At 68.6% G+C, this 18,635-nt stretch carries 16 protein-coding genes and 1 pseudogene; 8 read left to right on the forward strand and 9 right to left on the reverse strand.

All coding sequences use genetic code 11. The annotated features are described in order from the left end of the window. Positions 1-6 precede the first annotated feature (6 nt). Both E7T09_RS13945 and E7T09_RS13950 read left to right on the forward strand, forming a co-directional pair. Positions 7-426 (forward strand): thioesterase family protein, encoded by a 420-nt coding sequence (locus E7T09_RS13945; protein WP_136389784.1) that lies wholly within the window; start codon positions 7-9, stop codon positions 424-426. A 58-nt stretch (positions 427-484) separates the two neighbouring features. After that, on the forward strand, positions 485-2,236 hold the full coding sequence (locus E7T09_RS13950; RefSeq protein ID WP_136389785.1) for an NAD-dependent malic enzyme: 1,752 nt from the start codon (positions 485-487) through the stop codon (positions 2,234-2,236). Positions 2,237-2,297: 61 nt separating this feature from the next. On the opposite strand, the gene lpdA is transcribed toward E7T09_RS13950, so the two are convergent. After that, entirely contained in the window at positions 2,298-3,704 is a 1,407-nt protein-coding gene (gene lpdA, locus E7T09_RS13955; protein WP_136389786.1) for a dihydrolipoyl dehydrogenase, read from the reverse strand. 142 nt (positions 3,705-3,846) lie between these two features. Here lpdA and E7T09_RS13960 point away from each other — a divergent pair, with 142 nt between their 5' ends. Continuing rightward, positions 3,847-4,698 (forward strand): DUF2167 domain-containing protein, encoded by an 852-nt coding sequence (locus E7T09_RS13960; RefSeq protein WP_136389787.1) that lies wholly within the window; start codon positions 3,847-3,849, stop codon positions 4,696-4,698. Between the two features lie 63 nt (positions 4,699-4,761). Here the strand turns inward: E7T09_RS13960 and E7T09_RS13965 are convergent, their stop codons facing one another. From E7T09_RS13965 to E7T09_RS13985, 5 genes are all read right to left on the reverse strand, one after another. Next, on the reverse strand, positions 4,762-5,706 hold the full coding sequence (locus E7T09_RS13965; RefSeq protein ID WP_136389788.1) for a pseudouridine-5'-phosphate glycosidase: 945 nt from the start codon (positions 5,704-5,706) through the stop codon (positions 4,762-4,764). A gap of 15 nt (positions 5,707-5,721) precedes the next feature. Then, a complete protein-coding gene (locus tag E7T09_RS13970; RefSeq protein WP_136389789.1) occupies positions 5,722-6,834 on the reverse strand; it encodes a PfkB family carbohydrate kinase in 1,113 nt (370 codons plus the stop codon). A gap of 326 nt (positions 6,835-7,160) precedes the next feature. Continuing rightward, a complete protein-coding gene (locus E7T09_RS13975; protein WP_136389790.1) occupies positions 7,161-7,988 on the reverse strand; it encodes a CoA ester lyase in 828 nt (275 codons plus the stop codon). A gap of 9 nt (positions 7,989-7,997) precedes the next feature. Next, a complete protein-coding gene (locus E7T09_RS13980) occupies positions 7,998-8,999 on the reverse strand; it encodes an NAD(P)/FAD-dependent oxidoreductase (RefSeq protein WP_136389791.1) in 1,002 nt (333 codons plus the stop codon). A 112-nt stretch (positions 9,000-9,111) separates the two neighbouring features. After that, positions 9,112-9,804, reverse strand: coding sequence for an ankyrin repeat domain-containing protein (locus E7T09_RS13985; protein ID WP_136389792.1), 693 nt, complete (start codon positions 9,802-9,804; stop codon positions 9,112-9,114). Between the two features lie 67 nt (positions 9,805-9,871). Here E7T09_RS13985 and E7T09_RS13990 point away from each other — a divergent pair, with 67 nt between their 5' ends. Further along, positions 9,872-11,302 carry a glycoside hydrolase family 32 protein gene (locus E7T09_RS13990; RefSeq protein ID WP_240741793.1) on the forward strand — a complete coding sequence of 477 codons (1,431 nt, stop codon included), beginning with the start codon at positions 9,872-9,874 and terminating at the stop codon, positions 11,300-11,302. Here the strand turns inward: E7T09_RS13990 and E7T09_RS13995 are convergent. Together E7T09_RS13995 and E7T09_RS14000 are read right to left on the reverse strand one after the other, a co-directional pair. Beyond that, complete coding sequence (locus tag E7T09_RS13995; protein ID WP_136389794.1) at positions 11,284-11,802, reverse strand: DinB family protein; 519 nt, start codon at positions 11,800-11,802, stop codon at positions 11,284-11,286. The genes E7T09_RS13990 and E7T09_RS13995 overlap by 19 nt on opposite strands. A 34-nt stretch (positions 11,803-11,836) precedes the next feature. Further along, positions 11,837-12,703: an RIO1 family regulatory kinase/ATPase gene (locus tag E7T09_RS14000; protein WP_136389795.1), complete on the reverse strand. Its 867-nt coding sequence runs from the start codon at positions 12,701-12,703 to the stop codon at positions 11,837-11,839. Positions 12,704-13,091: 388 nt separating this feature from the next. Between E7T09_RS14000 and E7T09_RS14005 the strand changes: the two genes are divergently transcribed. The 3 genes from E7T09_RS14005 (at position 13,092) to E7T09_RS14015 (ending at position 16,994) form a co-directional block, all read left to right on the forward strand. Beyond that, positions 13,092-14,342, forward strand: coding sequence for a hypothetical protein (locus E7T09_RS14005; RefSeq protein ID WP_136389796.1), 1,251 nt, complete (start codon positions 13,092-13,094; stop codon positions 14,340-14,342). 126 nt (positions 14,343-14,468) lie between these two features. Continuing rightward, positions 14,469-16,385 (forward strand): hypothetical protein, encoded by a 1,917-nt coding sequence (locus tag E7T09_RS14010; protein WP_136389797.1) that lies wholly within the window; start codon positions 14,469-14,471, stop codon positions 16,383-16,385. A gap of 69 nt (positions 16,386-16,454) precedes the next feature. After that, positions 16,455-16,994, forward strand: a complete 540-nt coding sequence (locus E7T09_RS14015; protein ID WP_136389798.1) for a hypothetical protein — start codon at positions 16,455-16,457, stop codon at positions 16,992-16,994. Between the two features lie 52 nt (positions 16,995-17,046). Here the strand turns inward: E7T09_RS14015 and E7T09_RS14020 are convergent, their stop codons facing one another. Continuing rightward, positions 17,047-18,003, reverse strand: a complete 957-nt coding sequence (locus tag E7T09_RS14020; protein ID WP_136389799.1) for an ABC transporter substrate-binding protein — start codon at positions 18,001-18,003, stop codon at positions 17,047-17,049. Between the two features lie 156 nt (positions 18,004-18,159). On the opposite strand from E7T09_RS14020, the pseudogene E7T09_RS14025 reads away from it, so the two are divergent. After that, positions 18,160-18,635, forward strand: a pseudogene (locus E7T09_RS14025) (hypothetical protein); the annotation flags it as partial.

Consider the following 18,635-nt stretch of genomic DNA (forward strand, 5'->3'; position numbering starts at 1 on the left):
GCGGCCATGCATGCCATTCCGGCCGGGTTCACGCAGTCGCTGGAGGTCACCGTCACCGCAGAGATGACGGTGCAGTTCGTCGAGCTCGGGGACGTGCATCCGGTCTACGCGACGTACTGGCTGGCCCGGCACTTCGAGGAGGCCGGGCGCAAGATCATCCTGCCCTTCCTGGAACCGGGCGAGGGCGGCATCGGGTCGGAGGTGCAGGTCACACACACGGCGTCGGCCCTGCCCGGCATGCGCGTGACCGTCACGGCCGTCTTCGACCGCGTGGAGGGCCGCCGCGTGTCCTGCCGTCTGGGCGCCGTGAACGAACTCGGCGACGAGATCGGCCACGGCACGACCACGCAGGTGATCCTGCCGCAGGCGCGCATCGACGCGAACTTCGAGGAGCTGCGGGCACGCTGGGCCCAGGCCCGGCGCTGAATTTCGTGCATTGCGTGCCCAGGCCGCGTGCTGGCGCGGTTCGCTATGCTGCGGTGTCATGCCCAAAGCCCCTCCCGTCTCCCGCTACTACGACGTCAGCCGTGACCAGCACGGCCAGCGGTACATCGACGTGCACGTCACCGGACTGGCGCTGCTGCAGAATCCGCTGCTGAACAAGACCACGGCCTTCACCCGCGAGGAACGCCGCGAACTGGGCCTGGAAGGCCTGATTCCGCCGCACGTGAGTACCTTCGACGAACAGAAGGAACGCACCTACCGCCGGTACCTGGGCTGCGGCAGCGACCTGGAGAAGCACGAGTACCTGCGCGCCCTGCAAGACCGCAACGAGGTGCTGTACTACGGTGTGCTGGAGGATCACCTGGAGGAGATGCTCCCGATCATCTACACGCCCACGGTGGGCGAGGCGGTCAAGACGTACTCCAGCAACTACCGCTACCCGCGCGGCTTCGCGGTCAGCACCGAGGACATCGACCGTATCGACGGCATGCTGGAGAACGTGTCGGTGAATGATGTGCGCATGATCGTGGCCACCGACTCCAGCGCGATCCTGGGCCTGGGCGACCAGGGCTTCGGCGGCATGGCGATTTCCATCGGGAAACTGTCGCTGTACACGGCGGCGGGCGGTGTGGGACCGGACAAGACCCTCCCAGTCGAGCTGGACGTGGGCACCAACCGGCAGGACCTGATCGACGACCCGCTGTACCTGGGTGTCCACCACCGCCGCCTGACCGGCGCGGCCTACGACGAGTTCCTGGACGCCTTCGTGGAGGGCGTCGCACACCGGTACCCGAAGGCGATCATCCAGTGGGAGGACTTCGCGCGCGGTACGGCCTTCCGCGTGCTGGAGCGCTACCGCAAGGTCATTCCCAGCTTCAACGACGACATCCAGGGCACCGGGGCCATGGCTCTGGCGGGCCTGACCTGCGCCGCGCAGATCAAGGGCGAGCGCCTGACCGACCAGGTGTACGTGGTCGTCGGCGCGGGCGCGGCCGGAATAGGCGTGGCCCAGGCGATCCGTCAGGGCCTCGTTCACGACGGCCTGAGCGACGCCGAGGCAGGAGCGCGGGTGTTCGTCGTGGATCGCCACGGCCTGCTGATGCACGGCCAGCCGGATCTCGAAGCGCAGCAACTCCCGTTCGCCCGGACGGGGGCCGACCTGAACGGCTGGACCTACGCAGGCGAGTATCCCGACCTACACGACGTCATCGTGAACGCCCGCGCGACCGCCCTGCTGGGCTTCACCGGCGTGCCCGGCCTATTCCGGCAGGAGACCGTGCAGGCGATGCTGGAGGCCACCGCGCGGCCCATCGTGTTCCCGCTGAGCAACCCCAGCAGCCACGTCGAGGCCCGGCCCGCCGACCTGATCGCGTGGACGGACGGCGGCGCAATCATCGCGTCCGGCAGCCCCTTCGCGGACGTGGAGCACGCCGGACAGCGGCACCCGGTCGGGCAGGGCAACAACGCCTTCATCTTCCCCGGCCTGGGCTTCGGCGCCGTCACCGCCCGCGCCCGCGAGATCACCGACGCCATGATCATGGCCGCCGCCCGGACGCTGGCCACCTACACGCTGGAACACCACCCCGGCCACGTCTACCCGCCGGTTTCCGAGCTGCGCGAGATCAGCATCCGGATCGCCGTGGCGGTGGCCCGTCAGGCCATTCAGGATGGTGTGTGCGCGCAGCGCTCGATCCGCAGCCTGAACGACGCCGCCCTGGAAGCCGCCATCCGCGAGCGCGCGTGGCTGCCGCAGTACCTGCCGCTACACCGTGCGGCGGACGCCAGGGAGTAGCGCGGGGCACGGGAGAAGAGCCGGGGGCGACATCGTTTGCCCCCGGCTCTCCTGTGTGTCCTTACATGTGGAGCGAGCGTTTGTCGGTCGCCAGCGCGGCTTCCTTGACCACCTCACTCAGGGTCGGGTGGGCGTGAACCGTGCGGGCCAGATCCTCGGCGCTGCCGCCGAATTCCATGATGGCGACCACCTCGCCGATCAGTTCCGAGACGCCGCTGCCGATCATGTGCACACCCAGAATCCGGTCGGTCTGCGCGTCCGCGACGACCTTCACGAAGCCGCGCGGATCGCCGTGGCCCAGGGCGCGGCCGTTGGCGGAGAAGGGGAACTGCCCGGTCTTGACGGTCAATCCCTTGTCCTTGGCCTGCTTCTCGGTCAGGCCCGCCCACGCGATCTCGGGACTGGTGTAGATCACCCAGGGAATCACGTCGTAGTTCACGTGCCCGGCCTGCCCGGCGATCAGCTCGGCCAGCGCCACGCCCTCCTCCTCGGCCTTGTGGGCGAGCATCGCGCCGCCGATCACGTCGCCGATGGCGTACACGCCCTTCAGGTTGGTGCGGTAGTGGGCATCGACCTTCACGAAGCCGCGCTCGTCCAGCGCGAGGCCCACGGCATCGGCGCCCAGGCCCTGGGTGTTCGGCACCCGGCCAATGGACACGATCAGCTTGTCGAAGCGGACGGTCGTCTCGGCGTCCTTCTCGGTGTACGTCACGCTCACGCCGCTGTCGTCCTGCTCGACTTTGGTGATGTTCACACCGAAGTGGAACTCCAGGCCCTGTTTCTGGAACTGCTTCAGGGCCTCCTTGGCCAGCGCGTCGTCGGCAGCCATCAGGAAGCCCGGCAGGGCCTCCAGCACGGTCACCTGTGCGCCCAGGCGGCGCCACACGCTGCCGAGTTCCAGGCCGATCACGCCCGCGCCGATCACGCCGAGCGTCTGCGGCACGGCCGTGAACTCCAGCGCGCCGCTGTTCTCGACCACATGCCCGCCGAAGGGGGCCAGCGGCAGGCCGCGCGGGTTGCTGCCCGTCGCGACGATCACGTGCGTGGCCTTCACCTCGGTGCCGGCCGCGTCCACGATCCAGCCGTCCCCGTCCTGGCGCACGAGTTTCCCGTAGCCGAAGAACGACGTGATCTTGTTCTTCTTGAACAGGTAGGCCACGCCGCCCGTCAGCTTGTCCACCACGCCCACCTTGCGGGCCAGCATCTTGCCCACGTCCACCGACGCGCCCTGCACCGTGATGCCGTGCTCGGCGGCCTCGTGCGTGATCATCTCGAACTTCTCGCTGGAATCCAGCATCGCCTTGCTGGGAATGCAGCCCACGTTCAGGCAGGTGCCGCCCAGGCTCGCCTTGCCGTTCCGCTCGAAGGCGTCCACGCAGGCTGTCTTGAAGCCCAGCTGCGCCGCACGAATGGCCGCCACGTAGCCTGCCGGGCCGCCGCCAATCACCAGAACGTCATAAGAATCCATACCGTTCCCGAGCGTACCACCCGCCCGCAAAAGGGATGGTGCCGCGTTCCTGTTGGGGGAACAGCCGCCCTCTCCGGTGCCCCCACCTGGGGTGTCCGCATGTGCGGTACCACGTCCGGCCCCGGTCTTCTAAGTTAAAGACATGATGAAACCCGCCTTCATGGCCCTCGCCCTGGCTGTCCTGGGCACGGCGCTCGCCACGACGCCCGCCGCCAAACCGCTGAACTACCAGACGGGCACCATCAAGCTCCTGGGCGGCAAGGCCACCCTGACCACCGGTACCACCCTGCGCTACCTGAACGCCGAGGGCGCGCGGCGCGTGATCGTGGACGAGTGGGGCAATCCGCCCGAAGCGGCCAGCGACGCCCTGGGGATGATCGTTCCCGCCGGCATCGACCCCGGTACCAGGGACGGCTGGGCGGTGGTCGTCACTGAGAGCAAGGACGGGCATGTGAGCGACAGCGACGCCGCCAAGACCGACTACAGCAAACTGATGAAGGACATGCAGGCCGCGACCCAGGACAGTAACGCCGAGCGCGAGAAGGCCGGGTACGGCACCCTGGAACTCGTCGGCTGGGCCGATCAGCCCAGCTACGATGCGGGCTCGCACAAGATGTACTGGGCGAAGGAACTCGCCTTCAGCGACAGTGACACCCATACCCTGAACTACGCCGTGCGCATCCTGGGCCGCGACGACGTGCTGGAACTCAACGCCGTGTCCGGCATGACCCAGCTTCCGCAGATCAAGAAGGACATGGCCGCCATGCTGTCGCAGGTGTCCTTCAACGCCGGCGCCCGCTACGAGGACTTCAACGGCAGCACCGACAAGCTCGCCGCCTACGGCATCGCCGGGCTGGTCGGCGTGGTCGCCGCGAAGAAGATCGGCCTGATCGCCCTGCTGCCTCTGCTGTTGAAGAAAGGCTGGATCGTGCTCGTCGCCGGCCTGGGCCTCTTCCGCCGGATGTTCGGCCGGCGGGGCACAGCGCAGGCGTAAGGACGCACAGAGTGGAGGGCCGGGAGCAGGGGGAACCCGCTTCCGGCCCTCCTCTTTATGCATTTAGCCCAGTGCCGCGTAGGCCACGGCCACCTGCGCGGCCACCATCGCGTTATGCCGCACCAGGGCGATGTTCGTGTCCAGGCTGCGCCCGCCCGTGATTTCTACGATGCGGCCCAGCAGGTACGGCGTGGTGTCCTTCCCGGTCAGGCCCAGGGCGTCCATGTCGCGCAGCGCCTGCTCAATATGCGGGGTGATCTCGGCGGCGGGAATCTCGGACTCGGCGGGCACGGGATTGGCGAGGAGCACGCCGCCCGACAGGCCCAGCGTCCATTTTGCCCTGAGCACGCGGGCCGCCTCTTCGGGCGTCTGCACGCTCAGCGGGGACTTGAAGCCGCTATGGCGCGAATAGAACGCCGGGAACTCCTCGCTGCCCAGGGTGATGGCGGGCACGCCCTGCGTTTCCAGCACCTCCAGCGTCAGGCCGATGTCGAGGATGCTCTTCACGCCCGCGCTCACCACGCACACGTCCGTCCGGGCGAGCTCCAGCAGGTCGGCGCTGACGTCCATGGTGTCCTGCGCGCCCCGGTGCACGCCGCCCGTGCCGCCCGTGGCGAACACGCGGATGCCCGCCAGCGACGCGATCCGCATGGTCGAGGCCACCGTGGTCGCCCCGTGCCGGCCCAGGGCGACCGTCACCGGGAGGTCGCGGGTGCTGATCTTGTCCACGCCTTTGTCTGTAGCAAGCAGGTGCAGTTCATCGGCGGTCAGGCCCACCTTCAGGCGACCGCCCAGCACGGCGATGGTGGCGGGCACCGCGCCGTGCGCGCGCACCACGTCCTCCACGCCGCGCGCCATCTCCACGTTCTGCGGAAACGGCATGCCGTGGCTGATGATGGTGCTCTCCAGCGCCACCACCGCGCGTCCGGCGTTCAGCGCGGCGGCGACCTCCGGGTGGAGATCCAGGTGGGCGGCAACTTCGGGGCGAATTCTCAACGGATCAGTCATAACAAGCTCCTTGATTCAGGTCAGGCGGGCCCGGATGGCCGCCGGGGTCAGGGTAGGGGAGACCGCGTGGTCGCTCTCGATGGTGATGGCCGCCGCCGCGTGCCCGTGCCGCGCCGCCTCGACCGGCGGCAGGCCAGTTGCAAGGGCCGCCAGGAAGGCCGCGAGCATCGCGTCCCCGGCGCCGGTCACGTCCCGAACGGCGGCCGGCAGGGCGGGAAGCTCGTGAACGCCGTCCGGGCCGGACAGCAGGCTGCCTTGCCCACCCCGGCGCACCCACACCAGCGCCACGCCCTGGGCATGCAGTTCCGTGGCGGCCGCACGGATCGAAGCCGGATCGTCGGTCACGTCGTGATCCACCAGGACGGCCAGTTCCGGCACGTTCGGCGTGACGGCGTAGGGCGCCAGTCCTGCGGCCAGCGCGGAGCGCAGCCGCGCGGCCTTGGGCACGCTCACCGGCTCAAACACCACAGGCACGTCCGCCTCGGCCGCCAGGGTCAGCAGGTGCGTCAGCGTCGGCTCTGGCAGGTTGCCGTCGGCCACCACCCAGGCCGCACCGCGCAGCGTGCCCCGGCGTTCCTGCACCGCCGCCGGAGTCAGCGCCTCGATGGCCTCCATCGCCGCCACGGCCACCAGCAGTTCCCCATCCGCGTCCAGCACGGCCGTATAGGTGCCGGTTCCCACGCCCGCTGCGCGCAGCACCGGGCGCACGTCCACGCCCGCCGCCTCGGTGGCCCGCAGCAGCGAGTCGCCCAGGGCGTCCCGGCCCACCACCGAGATCAGCGACACGGACACGCCCAGCCGCGCGAGGTTCTCGGCCACGTTCCGGGCCACGCCGCCTGGGGCCTGACCGGTCACGCCCGGATTGCTCGTGCCCGGCACCGCCCTGGCCAGCGTCCGCGCCTTCACGTCCATGTTCGCGCCGCCCACCACCACGACCCGCCGGACACCCTCGTCCAGCGGCAGCAGATACCCCCGGCCGAGCAGCGCGCCCTTCTTCACCAGATGGCTGACATGCACGTTCACCGCCGCGCGCGTCGAGCCCAGGCGACGGGCCAGTTCCTCCGGCGTGGCCATCGGAGTGTCCCGGATCAGGGCCAGGAGCGCAGATTCGGTGTCGGTCAGGGGCATGACTTAATCATGATAAACAAATTGTCTATGATTAAGCAAGTAGGGGTACTCGGTCAGTTGAACTGGAGGGGTGCGCCTGCAGCGGGCTTCCCCACCCCCAGCCCCCTGCCCCGGAGGGGCAGGGGGATCAGGTGTTGCACTGGGCATGTGGTCGCTCTTGTCCTCCGACTGGCCCGTGTGGTGGTTTCGGTGGAGAGGGGCGGCGTACCCGCTCTCTGCACTTATGTCGTCAGCGCCCCTGCGCTGCGCGCACGATGGCATTCGGTGGCGGGCAGGGTGAACGCTTCCGGGTATTGCGCAACCTGCGTCGACTGTCCCCACCTCGTCTAGCGACCTCGCGTTCCTTCCCACAGGGCCAGGACGTCCTGTGCCTCGTCTACGTGCATCTGCTCGACCAGCGCACCCTGGTAAGTGGCGACGCTCCTGCCTTCGGCGCGGGCCGCAGTCCAGGCGTCGATCAGCGCACGGGCGGTATGGGCCTCGTCGTCGGTGACACCGTAGGCGGCATTCGCAGGGTCAATCTGATCCGGATGAATGACCGTCTTGCCCGCGAAGCCCAGCGTGCGGCCCTGCCGACATTCGTTCCCGAAGCCTTCGGGGTCGCGGACATCGTTGTATACGGCGTCCAGGGGAATCTTGCCGTGGGCGCGGGCGGCGAGCACCACGGCGCCCAGGGCGTGCAGCAGCGGAAGGCGATCCGGATCCGCCCGCGTCCGGAGGGCACGGGCCAGGTCGTTCGCGCCGACCAGCAGGCCCGCCACGCCCGGCAGGGCGGCAAGGGCAGCGGCGTTCAGCACGCCCAGGGGCGTCTCGATCATGGCCCACAGCGGCAGGCCCAGGCTCAATTCGTGAACGGCCTGGGCAGCCTCGACCTTCGGCAGGACGATCCCGGCGGCCCCGGCGGTCAGGGCCAGTTCGCGGTCGTCGTGTTCCCACGCGCTGCCGATGCCGTTCACACGCACCATGACCGGCATCGGCCAGCGGGTGCCCAGGGCCTCCCGGACATTATCGCGTGCGTGGGCCTTGTGCTCGGGGGCGACGGCGTCCTCCAGGTCGAGGATGATGGCGTCGGCGTTGAGCGTGCGGGCCTTCTCGATGGCGCGGGGCTTGTCGCCCGGCACGTACAGCACGGTTCTGAGGGGGCGGGGCGTCATTCCCGCATGCTAGGCGGTGATCTGCTCCGCGAGCCACCAGCCGCTCAGCAGGGCGGCCTCGACGCGCGGGCCGTGCGCGTCGGGCGTGAAGCTGTCGCCGCACAGCCCCAGGGCCAGCGTCGCATCCCACACGCCGGCGCCGGGGGCGCGGTGTGTGGGCGTGGCGTAGCGCCAGCGGTGCGCGAAGGCGGTGTGGCTGTCCGGGAGGTCGCCCAGAACGCGGCGGGCCGCCTCCAGCAGTTCCGGCAGGACGTCGTCCGGCGTGCGTTCTAGGTTCGCCCGTGACCACTCGGGCGTGGCCTGCAGCACCAGCGCGGGCGGGTGCCCGGCGGGGCGCTTGGTGTGCTCGCGGGCGATCCATTCCAGCACCGGGTGACCGCGCAGTTCCAGGGCAGGCCAGCGGGCTTCGATATCGTTCCGGAGCACGATCCCAGCCGCCCAGGCCGGCGCGTACTCCACGTCCGGCACGTGGATGTCCAGCCCGGTCAGCAGGGGCCCGAGTTGCGGGGCAGGGACGTTCAGGATGACTGTAGGCGCGCGGGCGACCACACCCGAGGCGTCGGATACTTCCCACAGGCTGCCCTGCCGTTCCAGGCGCGTGATCGTCACCCCCGTCTGGATTTCCAGGCCGTGTGCAAGTTCCTTCCCGAGAGCGCTCATGCCCTCCCAGGGGACGTACCGGGGATGGCCGTCCGTCGGCTCCGATACCGTGCCGTGCTCCCAGAGCGCGAACCCACGTGCCCACTCGCGCAGCCAGGGGTCATTCAGACCAGCCTGGACGAGCTGCTGCGTGCGGTCGTGCCGGGCGGTGAAGAACCGCGCCCCGTGATCCAGTCGCGCGCCCGTGCCATCCGAGAGGCTGACGCGGCGCGTCGCCGCCCGGCCGGAGACTCCCCTGGACTTGTCCAGCACGCGCACACGCCGCCCGCTGGCCCTCAGGTCACGGGCGGCAGCCAGTCCAGCGAGTCCGGCCCCGACGATCAGAACGTCCAGCGCCGCTTCAGCAGTCATGGTTGGCCGGACGGGCGGGTCTGGCGGCGCTCGACACGAGCAGGAACGGAAGCAGGGCCAGCAGGAACGTCAGGGCACGCGGCATGGGCGCAGTATCCGGCGAACCGGGCGCTCAGTTGGTGCGCTGGAGTAAGGTCACCATGCCCGTGTACCCCCGCTGCCGGGCGTGTTCCAGGGCGGTCACGCCATCACGGTCAGCCAGGCGCGGGTCGGCGCCATGTGCGAGGAGTTCCCGCACGATCTCCGTGTGTGTGTGGCCACCGTCTCCGAGAATTACGGCTTCCAGCAGCGCCGTCCAGCCCAGGTTGTTCACGTGATTGACGTCGATCTGCGTGGTGTTCAGGAGTTCTCGCACGTACGCAAGGTGGCCGCGATCGGCGGCGGGGATCAGGGCGGTGCCTCCGAACCGGTTGGTGCGCGTCAGATCCGGGTGTGACCGGAGAACCTCGCGCAGCATGGCGACGCTGCCCGTCTCGCCGGTCACGAGCAACGCGTTGTTGCGCTGCGTGTCCTGCCGGTCCGGATCGGCTCCGGCCGCGATCAGGGCGTGGGCGGCCGCCACGTGATCCCCCAGCGCGGCCCAGGTCAGCGCCGTGCGGCCGGTGGCGTCGGCTGCGTTTACGTCCGCGCCGGCCCGTAACAGCGCCGTGACCTGCGCGGCTCGGCCGGTTCGGGCGGCCTCCAGCAACCGGGTGCTCAGGGTGGTCTGGGTCGTCATGATCGCTCCGGCTGCGCCGCCAGCGGTCGCAGGCGCAGGCACAGCGAGGATCGCCATCAGTCCCAGCAGCAGGCTCGGGCGCAGCATGTGGTTATCATGCACGGCTCGGCGCCCACCTGGGCTGCACGGGTCGGAGACCGGGCATCATGGAGGCGTGAGCGCCCTCCGACCCCGGATTCACTTCACTGCCCGTCAGCACTGGCTCAACGACCCGAACGGTCTGGTGTACGCGGGTGGCCGGTATCACCTGTATTACCAGTTCAATCCCCGCGCGAACGACCACGGGTATATGAGCTGGGGCCACGCGACCAGCCCGGATCTGTTGACCTGGACGGAGCACGACGTGGCCCTGCCGTGGCGGGAAGGGCACGACGTGTATTCCGGGAGCGCGGTCGTGGACTGGCAGGGCACCAGCGGCCTGGGCCAGCCGGGCGATCCGCACCCGCCCGTGGTCGCCATGTACACGGGGGCCGGGGATCATCACCAGGCGCAGTACCTCGCGGTCAGCCGCGATGGGGGGACGACCTGGGCCTTCGCCACCCCCGAGCCTGTGCTGGACGAGGGCAAGCAGGATTTCCGCGATCCGAAGACCTTCTGGCATGCGCCGAGCGCGCAGTGGATCAGCGTGGTCGTGCACCCTGTCGAGCGGCAGATCGGCGTCTACGGATCGCCAGACCTGCACGGGTGGCAGACGCTCAGCACCTTCGGCCCGGCGGGCGGCGTGGACGGCATCTGGGAGGTGCCGGATCTGTTTCCACTCATGGATCAGACCGGGCGCGAGCGCTGGGTGATGAAGGTGGACGTGTTCGCGGGCGCCCCGCAGGGCGGCACGGGCGCGCAGTACTGGGTGGGCGACTTCGACGGCCGGGCGTTCACGCCCACCCAGCAGGCCCGCTGGGCGGACTGGGGCAAGGACTTCTACGCGGCGGTTACGTACAGCGACCTGCCGCAGTCGGGGCGATGCGTGTGGCTCGCGTGGATGAACTCCTGGGACTACGCCACCCAGCTGCCCACCCACCCGTGGCGCGGCGCGATGACCCTCCCGCGCGACCTGGGGCTGGTGCCGGACGGGTCGGGCTGGGCGCTCACGCAGACGCCCGTGCAGGAACTGGACGCCCTGCGTGGCGAGTCCACCGCCCTTCACGGCCACGGGCAGGAGGTCGAGGTCACGCCCGGCCAGCCCCTCGACCTGACCCTGAGCGTGCCCTTCGGCTCCAGCCTCACACTGACCTTCACCTCTGCACAGGGCATGGAGGCCCGTCTGGGCGTGGACGGCGGGCAGCTCACCCTGACCCGGCCCGGCCCGGCCGGTGTGGCCGGGTTCGCGGGCACGCACACGGTGCCGCTGCCCACGCACTCCAGCGACCTCGATCTGCGCGTCATCCTCGACGCCTGCTCCATCGAGGTGTTTGCGTACGGCGGGCAGATCAGCGTGACCGATCTGCTCCTGCCGGGCAGCCCCATCCATCGGCTCACGCTGGACGGTGCTGTCACGGGCGAGGTGTGGACGCTGCGGCCTGTCATGCCGGACTGGAATGATTCCGCCGCCGGTGAGTCCGCCGAGGATCAGACCGTCGGCAGGTAGTTCAGCAGATCCAGGAACGGTGGAGTCACGCCCTGCTGCCGCAGCAGCACGCTGATCTGCGCGGTATGCCTCATCTCGTGCACCATGACGTGCCACAGCAGCCCGTGCACCGTGAAGCGCTCCTCGCCCCTGGAGCCGGGCACAGTGACCAGCCGCGCTTCCTCCTCCGGGGTCAGGGTGACGAGGTAGTCCAGGGTGCTCGCCTCGACCTGCCGCCAGTAGTCCAGCAGGGTGGCCAGCGGGAAGGCCGCGTAGTGTGGGCCGTCCTTCGCATCCACCAGGGCGGGCACGTTCTCCCACACGGGCGTGTCCCGGAGGATGTCCTCGTGCAGCCAGGAATCCTCGACCATGGGAATGTGCAGCACCAGATCCTTGATGCTGTGAAAGCGCTGGCCCGGCAGCACTGGCCGGGCCAGCACCTCGTCGGGCGTCGCTTCCAGCGTGGCCCACAGGTCACGGCGGGCGCGACGCAAATAGTCGTAGGTATCCTGAGCCTTCAAGGTTGCCCTGCATGCGGCTGGTGTGGGGGGACGTTCACGGCAGCACCAGGCGAGGTTCCGGGGCCGGCCCGCTGGAGCGGCGCTGCACGTCACGCAACACCTGTTCCGGGTCGGCGTGAATGCCGTGTCGACGGAACGACGTCACGAGGCTCTGCACGTCACGGGCGAGCAGGTCACGAAAGTTCGGGTTCTGCCGGGTCACGAGTTGTGGGACGTCGATGATGCTCACTGTGTTCTCCCACCACAGCAGGTTGTAGGTGCTGTAGTCGCCGTGCACGTACCCGAGTTTCAGCAGCTGGCTCAGGCCGGTAATGCTCTGCTCCCAGGCGCTGGCGGCCTGCTGCGGGGTGAGGGCGGCGTCGCTCAGCCGGGGGGCGACCTCGTCCTCGGTGCCGATCAGGCGCATCAGGACGGCGGGAACGGTCTCGGCGTAGTCGTCGGGGCGGGGGCCGGCCAGCGGTTCGGGGACGTTCAGGCCCGCGCGCCACAGCTCCCACAGGTGCGCGTACTCGGCCATGACCCAGCCCTGCTGGAGCATCTGCAGGCCGGTGCGGCTGCGGGCCTGCATGGCGCGTTTGGCGCGCTGGTCGAGGATGACCTCTCCTTCGCGGTACACCGCGTCGTTCTTGAAACTGCGGGCGTCCAGGTCGCGGTAGATCTTGAGCAGGGCGGTGCCGTGCGGACTCCGGGCGACGTAGGCGGTGGCTTCCTTGCCGCTCTTGAGTTCCGCGACGACCTCGCTGATCAGGCCCCGGCCGACGAGGCGGCGGACGATCTCGTCGGCGATGTCTTCCTCGTTCGGCGCGCCGAGGTCGTCGATCCTGCGGCGGCCCTGGGGGCGGTCGCGTTTGCGGCGAATACGTTGCTCGCCCAGCTCGTCATCGAGCCAGCGCGCACTCATGGGCGCCCCGGTCGTTCAGGGCGTGGTGGTGTTCCGGAAGGCCGGCGCGGCCTGTGAACTTGAATCGGCAAAATCACTCCAGTGTGTGGGGAGAGAACCTCGGGTCGTGGTCGTCCGGGGGTTGCGTTCGAAGTTGGTCATAGGCGGCACCTCCTTTTCGGTGATGGAGCCAGCGTAGCAGGCGGACAAGGATCTGACGACCTAGGCCATCACGCTTACCAGCGTTCCTGAGGGGAAGCCGGAGGCCATCGTCACGCGTTCACCGGGGTGTTCCTGTTTGTTACCACCTGTTACTCCGTGTATGTGGGGAATATGAAATTATCGGGCATCCCTGAACACGTCACGTCTTGATCTAAAGTCATTTCCAATGCCCTGGGGGCCGAACCACATGCAGACCAGCCTCAACTCCGGTATTCTCCCTGGCCCCCTCACCATCGGCCTGCACAAGGACGTCTGTGCCGTCCGCTGGCAGGGCCAGCCGGTGGCCCTCTCCCACAAATGGGTCGTGTTCTACAGCCTCCTCGCCGTCCACAGCGACCGTCACGTCAGTACCGACGAGATCTGCGACCACCACCCCTGGAGCCGCCTGAGCCCCCACATCGCCGGGCGCGACATGTGGCGCTTCACGAACACCCAGGAGGAACGCTTCTTCGGCCGCCGAATCACCCACAGCCCCGCCCGACAGGCCAGCAAACTCTTCACCCTCAACCTCGACCCGCACCGGCAACTGCACTTCGACCCCAGCCGGCCGGTCATCGCCGACCACCTGCGCATCCTGCGTGCCCAGCGCAACGCCATCAGCATGGAACTCAGCGAATGCACCCTGCTGCTGTACGCCGGCCTGGTCGACCAGGCCCAGAGCCGCCTGCTGGAACTGCGCGCCCGCACGCTCGACATCAATGAGCGGGCCCACACCGAAACGCTGATCACAATGTGCCTCGACGAACAGCAGGGCCGGGACGGCACGGTCGTCCAGGTGCCCACCCTGCACGGCCTGCTGCAACAGCCCGGCCTGAACCGACTGAACCGCGCCCGCATCCTCATCCGCCTGGCCCGCCACTCGACCCTCAGCAGCGACTACGCCGCGGCCAAACCCCACTTCGACGACCTGCGCAACCTGCTCGTCCCCGAGGACGGCGTGGAATTCTGCCAGTACCACATCAATTACGGGCTGTTCCTGCGCCGCACCGGAAAACTCGAACAGGCCATCCACCACCAGCGCGTCGCCCACGAAGCCGCGCAGACGGCACAGTGGTGGTACGGCGTGTACGCCGCCCGCAGCAACCTCGCGCTGATGTACCTGAACATTGCCGACGGCAGCCCCCCCATGTCCCGCCGCGCCAACCTGGAACGCGCCCTCGACTGGGCCATGCGCGCCAGCACCACCGCCACCCTCACCCGCCAGCCCGTGTCCCAGGCGGTCTCGGCCGTGCTGGTCCTCCGCGCCTTCCGCCTGCTCGGCCACTACGACCAGGCCCGGCACTGGTTGACGGTCGCGCAGCAATACCCCAACCTGCCGGATCAGGCCAGTCACCTGGCCGTGACCTTCGACGAGCTGGCCCTCATCGAGGACGGCTGCGGCAACCACTTCCTGGCCGACGTCGCCCGCGAACAGGCCGCCACCCTGCGCCGCCACTGACCCCCTGACCGGGTCACACAGTGGTCACGAACCGGTCACTGTGCCCTGACGACCATGCCCTCACCTCCGGATGCGGGCGGGCCTCACTCCCTCCGCCCGCCTGTTCTGGGGGCCTGGAGGGACACCATGAACGCACGCACCGCCCCCGACCGCACCACAACTCCGCTGGCCCTGCTCACGCTCACCCTGGTGCTCGCCTCGTGTGGAGGCGGCAGCACGCCACCCGGCACCCCAGTCACCACGCTGGCCGACAGCGGCGCCGGGAGCCTGCGCGAAGCCATTGCTGCGGCTGCTCCCGGCGCCACCCTGCGCCTCACGCAAGCCGGCACCCTGACCCTGGACAGTCCCCTGGTCGCCGACAAGAACGTGACCATCATCGCTACGGGCGTCACCATCGACGCCGCCGGCAAGGGCCGCGCACTGGAGGTCACCCAGGACGCCGCCGTGACCGTCAGGGGCGGCACGTTGAAAGGGGGCGTGGGCGCGGTGCTCCCAGCCAGCCTGAACGCCGCCAGCGTGGGCGAACGCTTCATGCCAGCCCAGATGCATGTCCGCCACACCGACCGCGCCACTCGCATCAGTGCGCAGGCGGCCACGCCCACCGTCGGCGGCGTGCTGATCAACCACGGTGTCCTCACCCTGGATGGCGTGACCGTCACGGGCGGCAAGGCGAACCTCGGCGGCGGGATCTACAACGACGCCGGAGCCACCCTGACCCTGAAGGGCACCACCAACGTCACGGGAAACACGGCCGACCTGATCGACCCGAACGACGACACTATCAGCCAGGGCCTCGGCGGCGGGATCTTCACCAAGGGCACGATGACCATGGCGGGCGGGAACGTCAGCGGCAACAGCGCCACCTACTCCGGCGGCGGTATTCGGGGCGGCGTGGGCAGCAGCATCACGATCAGTGGCGGCAGAGTCGATGGTAACACCTGCACCCTCCCGTTCACCGGCACGACCAGCGCCGACGCCAGCGGCTGTGGGGGCGGCGGCATCTTCACCACGGGTGACCTGGGAATCACGGGCGGCAGCGTGTCGAACAACACCGCCTCGTACTACGGAGGGGGTGTGGCCATTGCAGGCACCTGCACCGATGCCGAGTGCGCCACCGTCTATTTTCCGACATTCATCCTGTCCGGCGGCAGCGTGGAAGGGAACACCACCACGGGCACCGCAGACAATGGCGGCGGTGGTCTGTGGCTGTACGCCAAGTCCACCATCAGCGGCGGCACGATCTACGGCAACAGCAGCATGTACGGCGGCGGCATCGATACGTGGCACGACCTGAACCTGACCGGCGGCGTCATCGAGGACAACACGGCCACCGTGAATGGGGGGGGCTTGATCCTGCTCAGCGACGGGGCCAATCACATTGGCGGCACGGCGCGGATCAGTGGGAACACGGCCACGAATGCCGGGGGCGGCGTATACGTCACCGGCGCGAGCCGCCTGACCATGGACGGCGGCAGCATCAACGGAAATAAAGTGACTGGCACCACGGATGGCGGCGGGGGCGTCCGGGTGTCTGGAAGTTCGGCCTTTACGCTGGCCGGCGGAAAGATCAGCGGAAATACGGCTGTGAAGACCGGCGGGGGCGTCACCCTGGGCGGCCAGATGGTCATGACTGGCGGAAGCATCACTGGGAACACCGTGACCAACCGCACCAGCGGTCAGGATCTGGGCGGCGGTGGCGGCGGCGTGCGTATGTATGCGGGCAGCAGCCTGACGGCCAGTGGCGGCACGATCAGCAACAACACCGCGTGGTATGGGGGCGGCGTGGAGACCGGCGGCGCTTTCCAGACTTCCCCTGCTGCCACCTTCGTCCTGTCAGGTGGAACCGTCAGCAGCAACCATGCGGACGGCAACGTGGGCGGCGGCTTCTTCAACGGCGGAGTCCTGACGGTGCAGACCGGCAGCGTGACCGGCAACTCGGCCAGTGCGGGTGGGGGCGTGTTCAACATCAAGGGCGCCACCTACGCCCAGACCGGCGGCACCGTAACGGGCAACACGCCGGACGACGTGGTCAACGGGCAGTGAACCTCACGTGGGGCGGTGCTCTTGGGGAGCTTCGTTCCGCCGCATGCTTCTCAAGATAGGAGGAATGAGATGAAGGGAACGATCATTCGGATGGGTGCGGCTGTGGCGGTCATGGTCGCGCTGGGGGCGTGTGGGCAACTGGCGCGGCTCAGCCCACCGCAGTCCATGGACGACATGACCCTGCCGCTGCATGACAGCGCCGGCTCTTCGGGGAAGGTGTTGTACCAGGATGTCGTGGCGGCCCACACGGCGGGTAGGCCGGAATTGCCCGTGGGCTACCGTGTGTCCGGGGACGTGACCTACCACCGGGCCGGTGGAACCCTTGAGAAGGTGAACGTGTACGCACGCACTAGCCTGGAGAACCTGCCGGGAAGCTGCATGCGCGAGCAACCGGGCATGGTGACGTGCGACGTGGGAAGCGAAGCCGGGCAGAGGGTGGGCAGCATGACCCTGAGGCCGGACGTAGGGGTACCGTTCTCGCTCAGCGGGTCGGCGATCACGGCGGCCGTCAAGGAGGGCACCGTGTACTACGGCATTGAGGTGATGCAGGGGCAGGCGCGGAGTGGGGAATCACTGAAAATCACGAACACGCTGCTGCACACGAAGTGAAGGGCGCGGGGCGAACACGAGGAAGTGTTCGCCCCGTCGCTCACCCGTGGGCTTACTTCAGCGTTTTGCTCACGTAGCCGTTGGTGTAGTAGTCGGTGGCTTTGGCGCTGGCCGGGAGGCTGCCCTGCTTGATCAGGGCGGCCACGGCTTTCGTCCACGCGGCGGGACTGCTGGAGCCGATGCCGTTTTGCTGTGTCCAGGTGCTGGTCATGAGTGGGGTGCTGGCCTTCAGGACGTCCAGGGTGCCGCCCTGCGTGCCAAACACGGGCTGCGCGAGCTTGAAGGCGCGGGCAGGATCGGCGATGGTGAATTTCAGCCCGCGCTGGCTGGCGCGCACGACCTTGCTGGCGAGGTCGCCCGTCAGGCTTTTCGCGCTGCCGATCAGGCCGGAGCCGACCATGGGGTACGCGCCGCTGATGTCCAGGGTGTACACCTTCTTCCCGCTGGCCTTGGCGAGATTCAGGACGTCGTTGTTGATGAATCCGACGGCAGCGTCTACCCGTCCGGCGCGCACGGCATCCACCTGCGTGAAGCCGACAGTGGCGAGCTTCAGATCCTGGCCGTCCTTGAGGTTTGCGTCGTCCAGCAGCGCCTGGAGGGCGTTGTACGAACTGCCGAAGGGGCCGGGAATGCCGATGGTCTTGCCTTTCAGGGCGGCGACGCTGGCCAGGGGACTGAGGCTGAACACCGTGACAGGATTTTTCTGGTACATGGTCATCACGTACTTCACGTCCGCACCCTGGTTCTTCGCGAAGATGGCGTCCTCGGGGTCGCCGACCACGAAGTCCAGCTTGCCCTGAAGCAGCAGCGGCATGAGTTCGTTGATGAACCCGTGCTGATAGTGCACGCTCAGGCCCTCGGCGGCGAAGTACCCGAGTTTGTCGGCCACGTAGAACGGCGTGAACTGCACGTTCGGGAAGTACCCGAGCCCGATGGTGACGGTGCGCGTCTGGGCACCGGCAGTGCCGAGCGTGAACACGGTCAGGGTGGCCAGGACGGCGCGCTTCATACCGCGAGTATACGGGCGGTTCCTGACGCTTCCTTAACCGGGGGTGCAACGCCGTGCGGAACAGAGGCCACAAATGGTGGGAGTGGTAGACTCCGGGGCACGCCCGCGTGCCGTGGCCCTGCGGGGACGGCCGAGCGGAGCAAAGGAGCACATCAGATGACCCAGAACGACGACACGCGCCAGGCCGAGCAGACGCCGGAAGAACTGCGCGAGATCATTCCCCAGCTTCAGGGCGAACCCGACGAGGACGCCGTGCTGGATGAACAGGAAGCCCAGGCCGAGGTCGGCACTGAGGGCCTGAGCGCCGCCGGGGATGCCGGGGCGGACGACGAAGAGGGCGAGGACGAGTACATCGACGCCGACGACCTGCTGGGCCTGCTGGCCGAACTCAAGGAAATGCTGGAAGCGCAGGGCAAGGAAATCCGCGGCCTGCGCCGTGAAATGCGCGAACTGCGCGAATCGCAGGGCCAGGGCGGCGCCCGTCCCAGCGGCGACCGTGGCGGTCAGAGCGGCGGCTTCCGTCCGCGTGAAGACCGTGGCGGTCAGGGCGGCGGCTTCCGTCCCCGCGAAGACCGTGGTGGGTACCAGGGCGGTGGCGACCGTGGCGGTCAGGGTGGCGGCTTCCGTCCCCG

It is taken from the genome of Deinococcus sp. KSM4-11 (assembly GCF_004801415.1).
Taxonomy (GTDB): domain Bacteria; phylum Deinococcota; class Deinococci; order Deinococcales; family Deinococcaceae; genus Deinococcus.

Bases quoted from the DNA above. Each gene is read 5' to 3' on its own strand.
- E7T09_RS14020 (WP_136389799.1), bottom strand. From the start codon at position 18,003: ATGAAGCGCGCCGTCCTGGCCACCCTGACCGTGTTCACGCTCGGCACT.
- E7T09_RS13950 (WP_136389785.1), top strand. From the start codon at position 485: ATGCCCAAAGCCCCTCCCGTCTCCCGCTACTACGACGTCAGCCGTGAC.
- E7T09_RS14010 (WP_136389797.1), top strand. From the start codon at position 14,469: ATGAACGCACGCACCGCCCCCGACCGCACCACAACTCCGCTGGCCCTG.
- lpdA (WP_136389786.1), bottom strand. From the start codon at position 3,704: ATGGATTCTTATGACGTTCTGGTGATTGGCGGCGGCCCGGCAGGCTAC.
- E7T09_RS13975 (WP_136389790.1), bottom strand. From the start codon at position 7,988: ATGACGCCCCGCCCCCTCAGAACCGTGCTGTACGTGCCGGGCGACAAG.
- E7T09_RS13970 (WP_136389789.1), bottom strand. From the start codon at position 6,834: ATGCCCCTGACCGACACCGAATCTGCGCTCCTGGCCCTGATCCGGGAC.
- E7T09_RS13985 (WP_136389792.1), bottom strand. From the start codon at position 9,804: ATGCTGCGCCCGAGCCTGCTGCTGGGACTGATGGCGATCCTCGCTGTG.
- E7T09_RS13980 (WP_136389791.1), bottom strand. From the start codon at position 8,999: ATGACTGCTGAAGCGGCGCTGGACGTTCTGATCGTCGGGGCCGGACTC.
- E7T09_RS13945 (WP_136389784.1), top strand. From the start codon at position 7: ATGCATGCCATTCCGGCCGGGTTCACGCAGTCGCTGGAGGTCACCGTC.
- E7T09_RS14005 (WP_136389796.1), top strand. From the start codon at position 13,092: ATGCAGACCAGCCTCAACTCCGGTATTCTCCCTGGCCCCCTCACCATC.
- E7T09_RS14015 (WP_136389798.1), top strand. From the start codon at position 16,455: ATGAAGGGAACGATCATTCGGATGGGTGCGGCTGTGGCGGTCATGGTC.
- E7T09_RS14000 (WP_136389795.1), bottom strand. From the start codon at position 12,703: ATGAGTGCGCGCTGGCTCGATGACGAGCTGGGCGAGCAACGTATTCGC.
- E7T09_RS13960 (WP_136389787.1), top strand. From the start codon at position 3,847: ATGATGAAACCCGCCTTCATGGCCCTCGCCCTGGCTGTCCTGGGCACG.
- E7T09_RS13965 (WP_136389788.1), bottom strand. From the start codon at position 5,706: ATGACTGATCCGTTGAGAATTCGCCCCGAAGTTGCCGCCCACCTGGAT.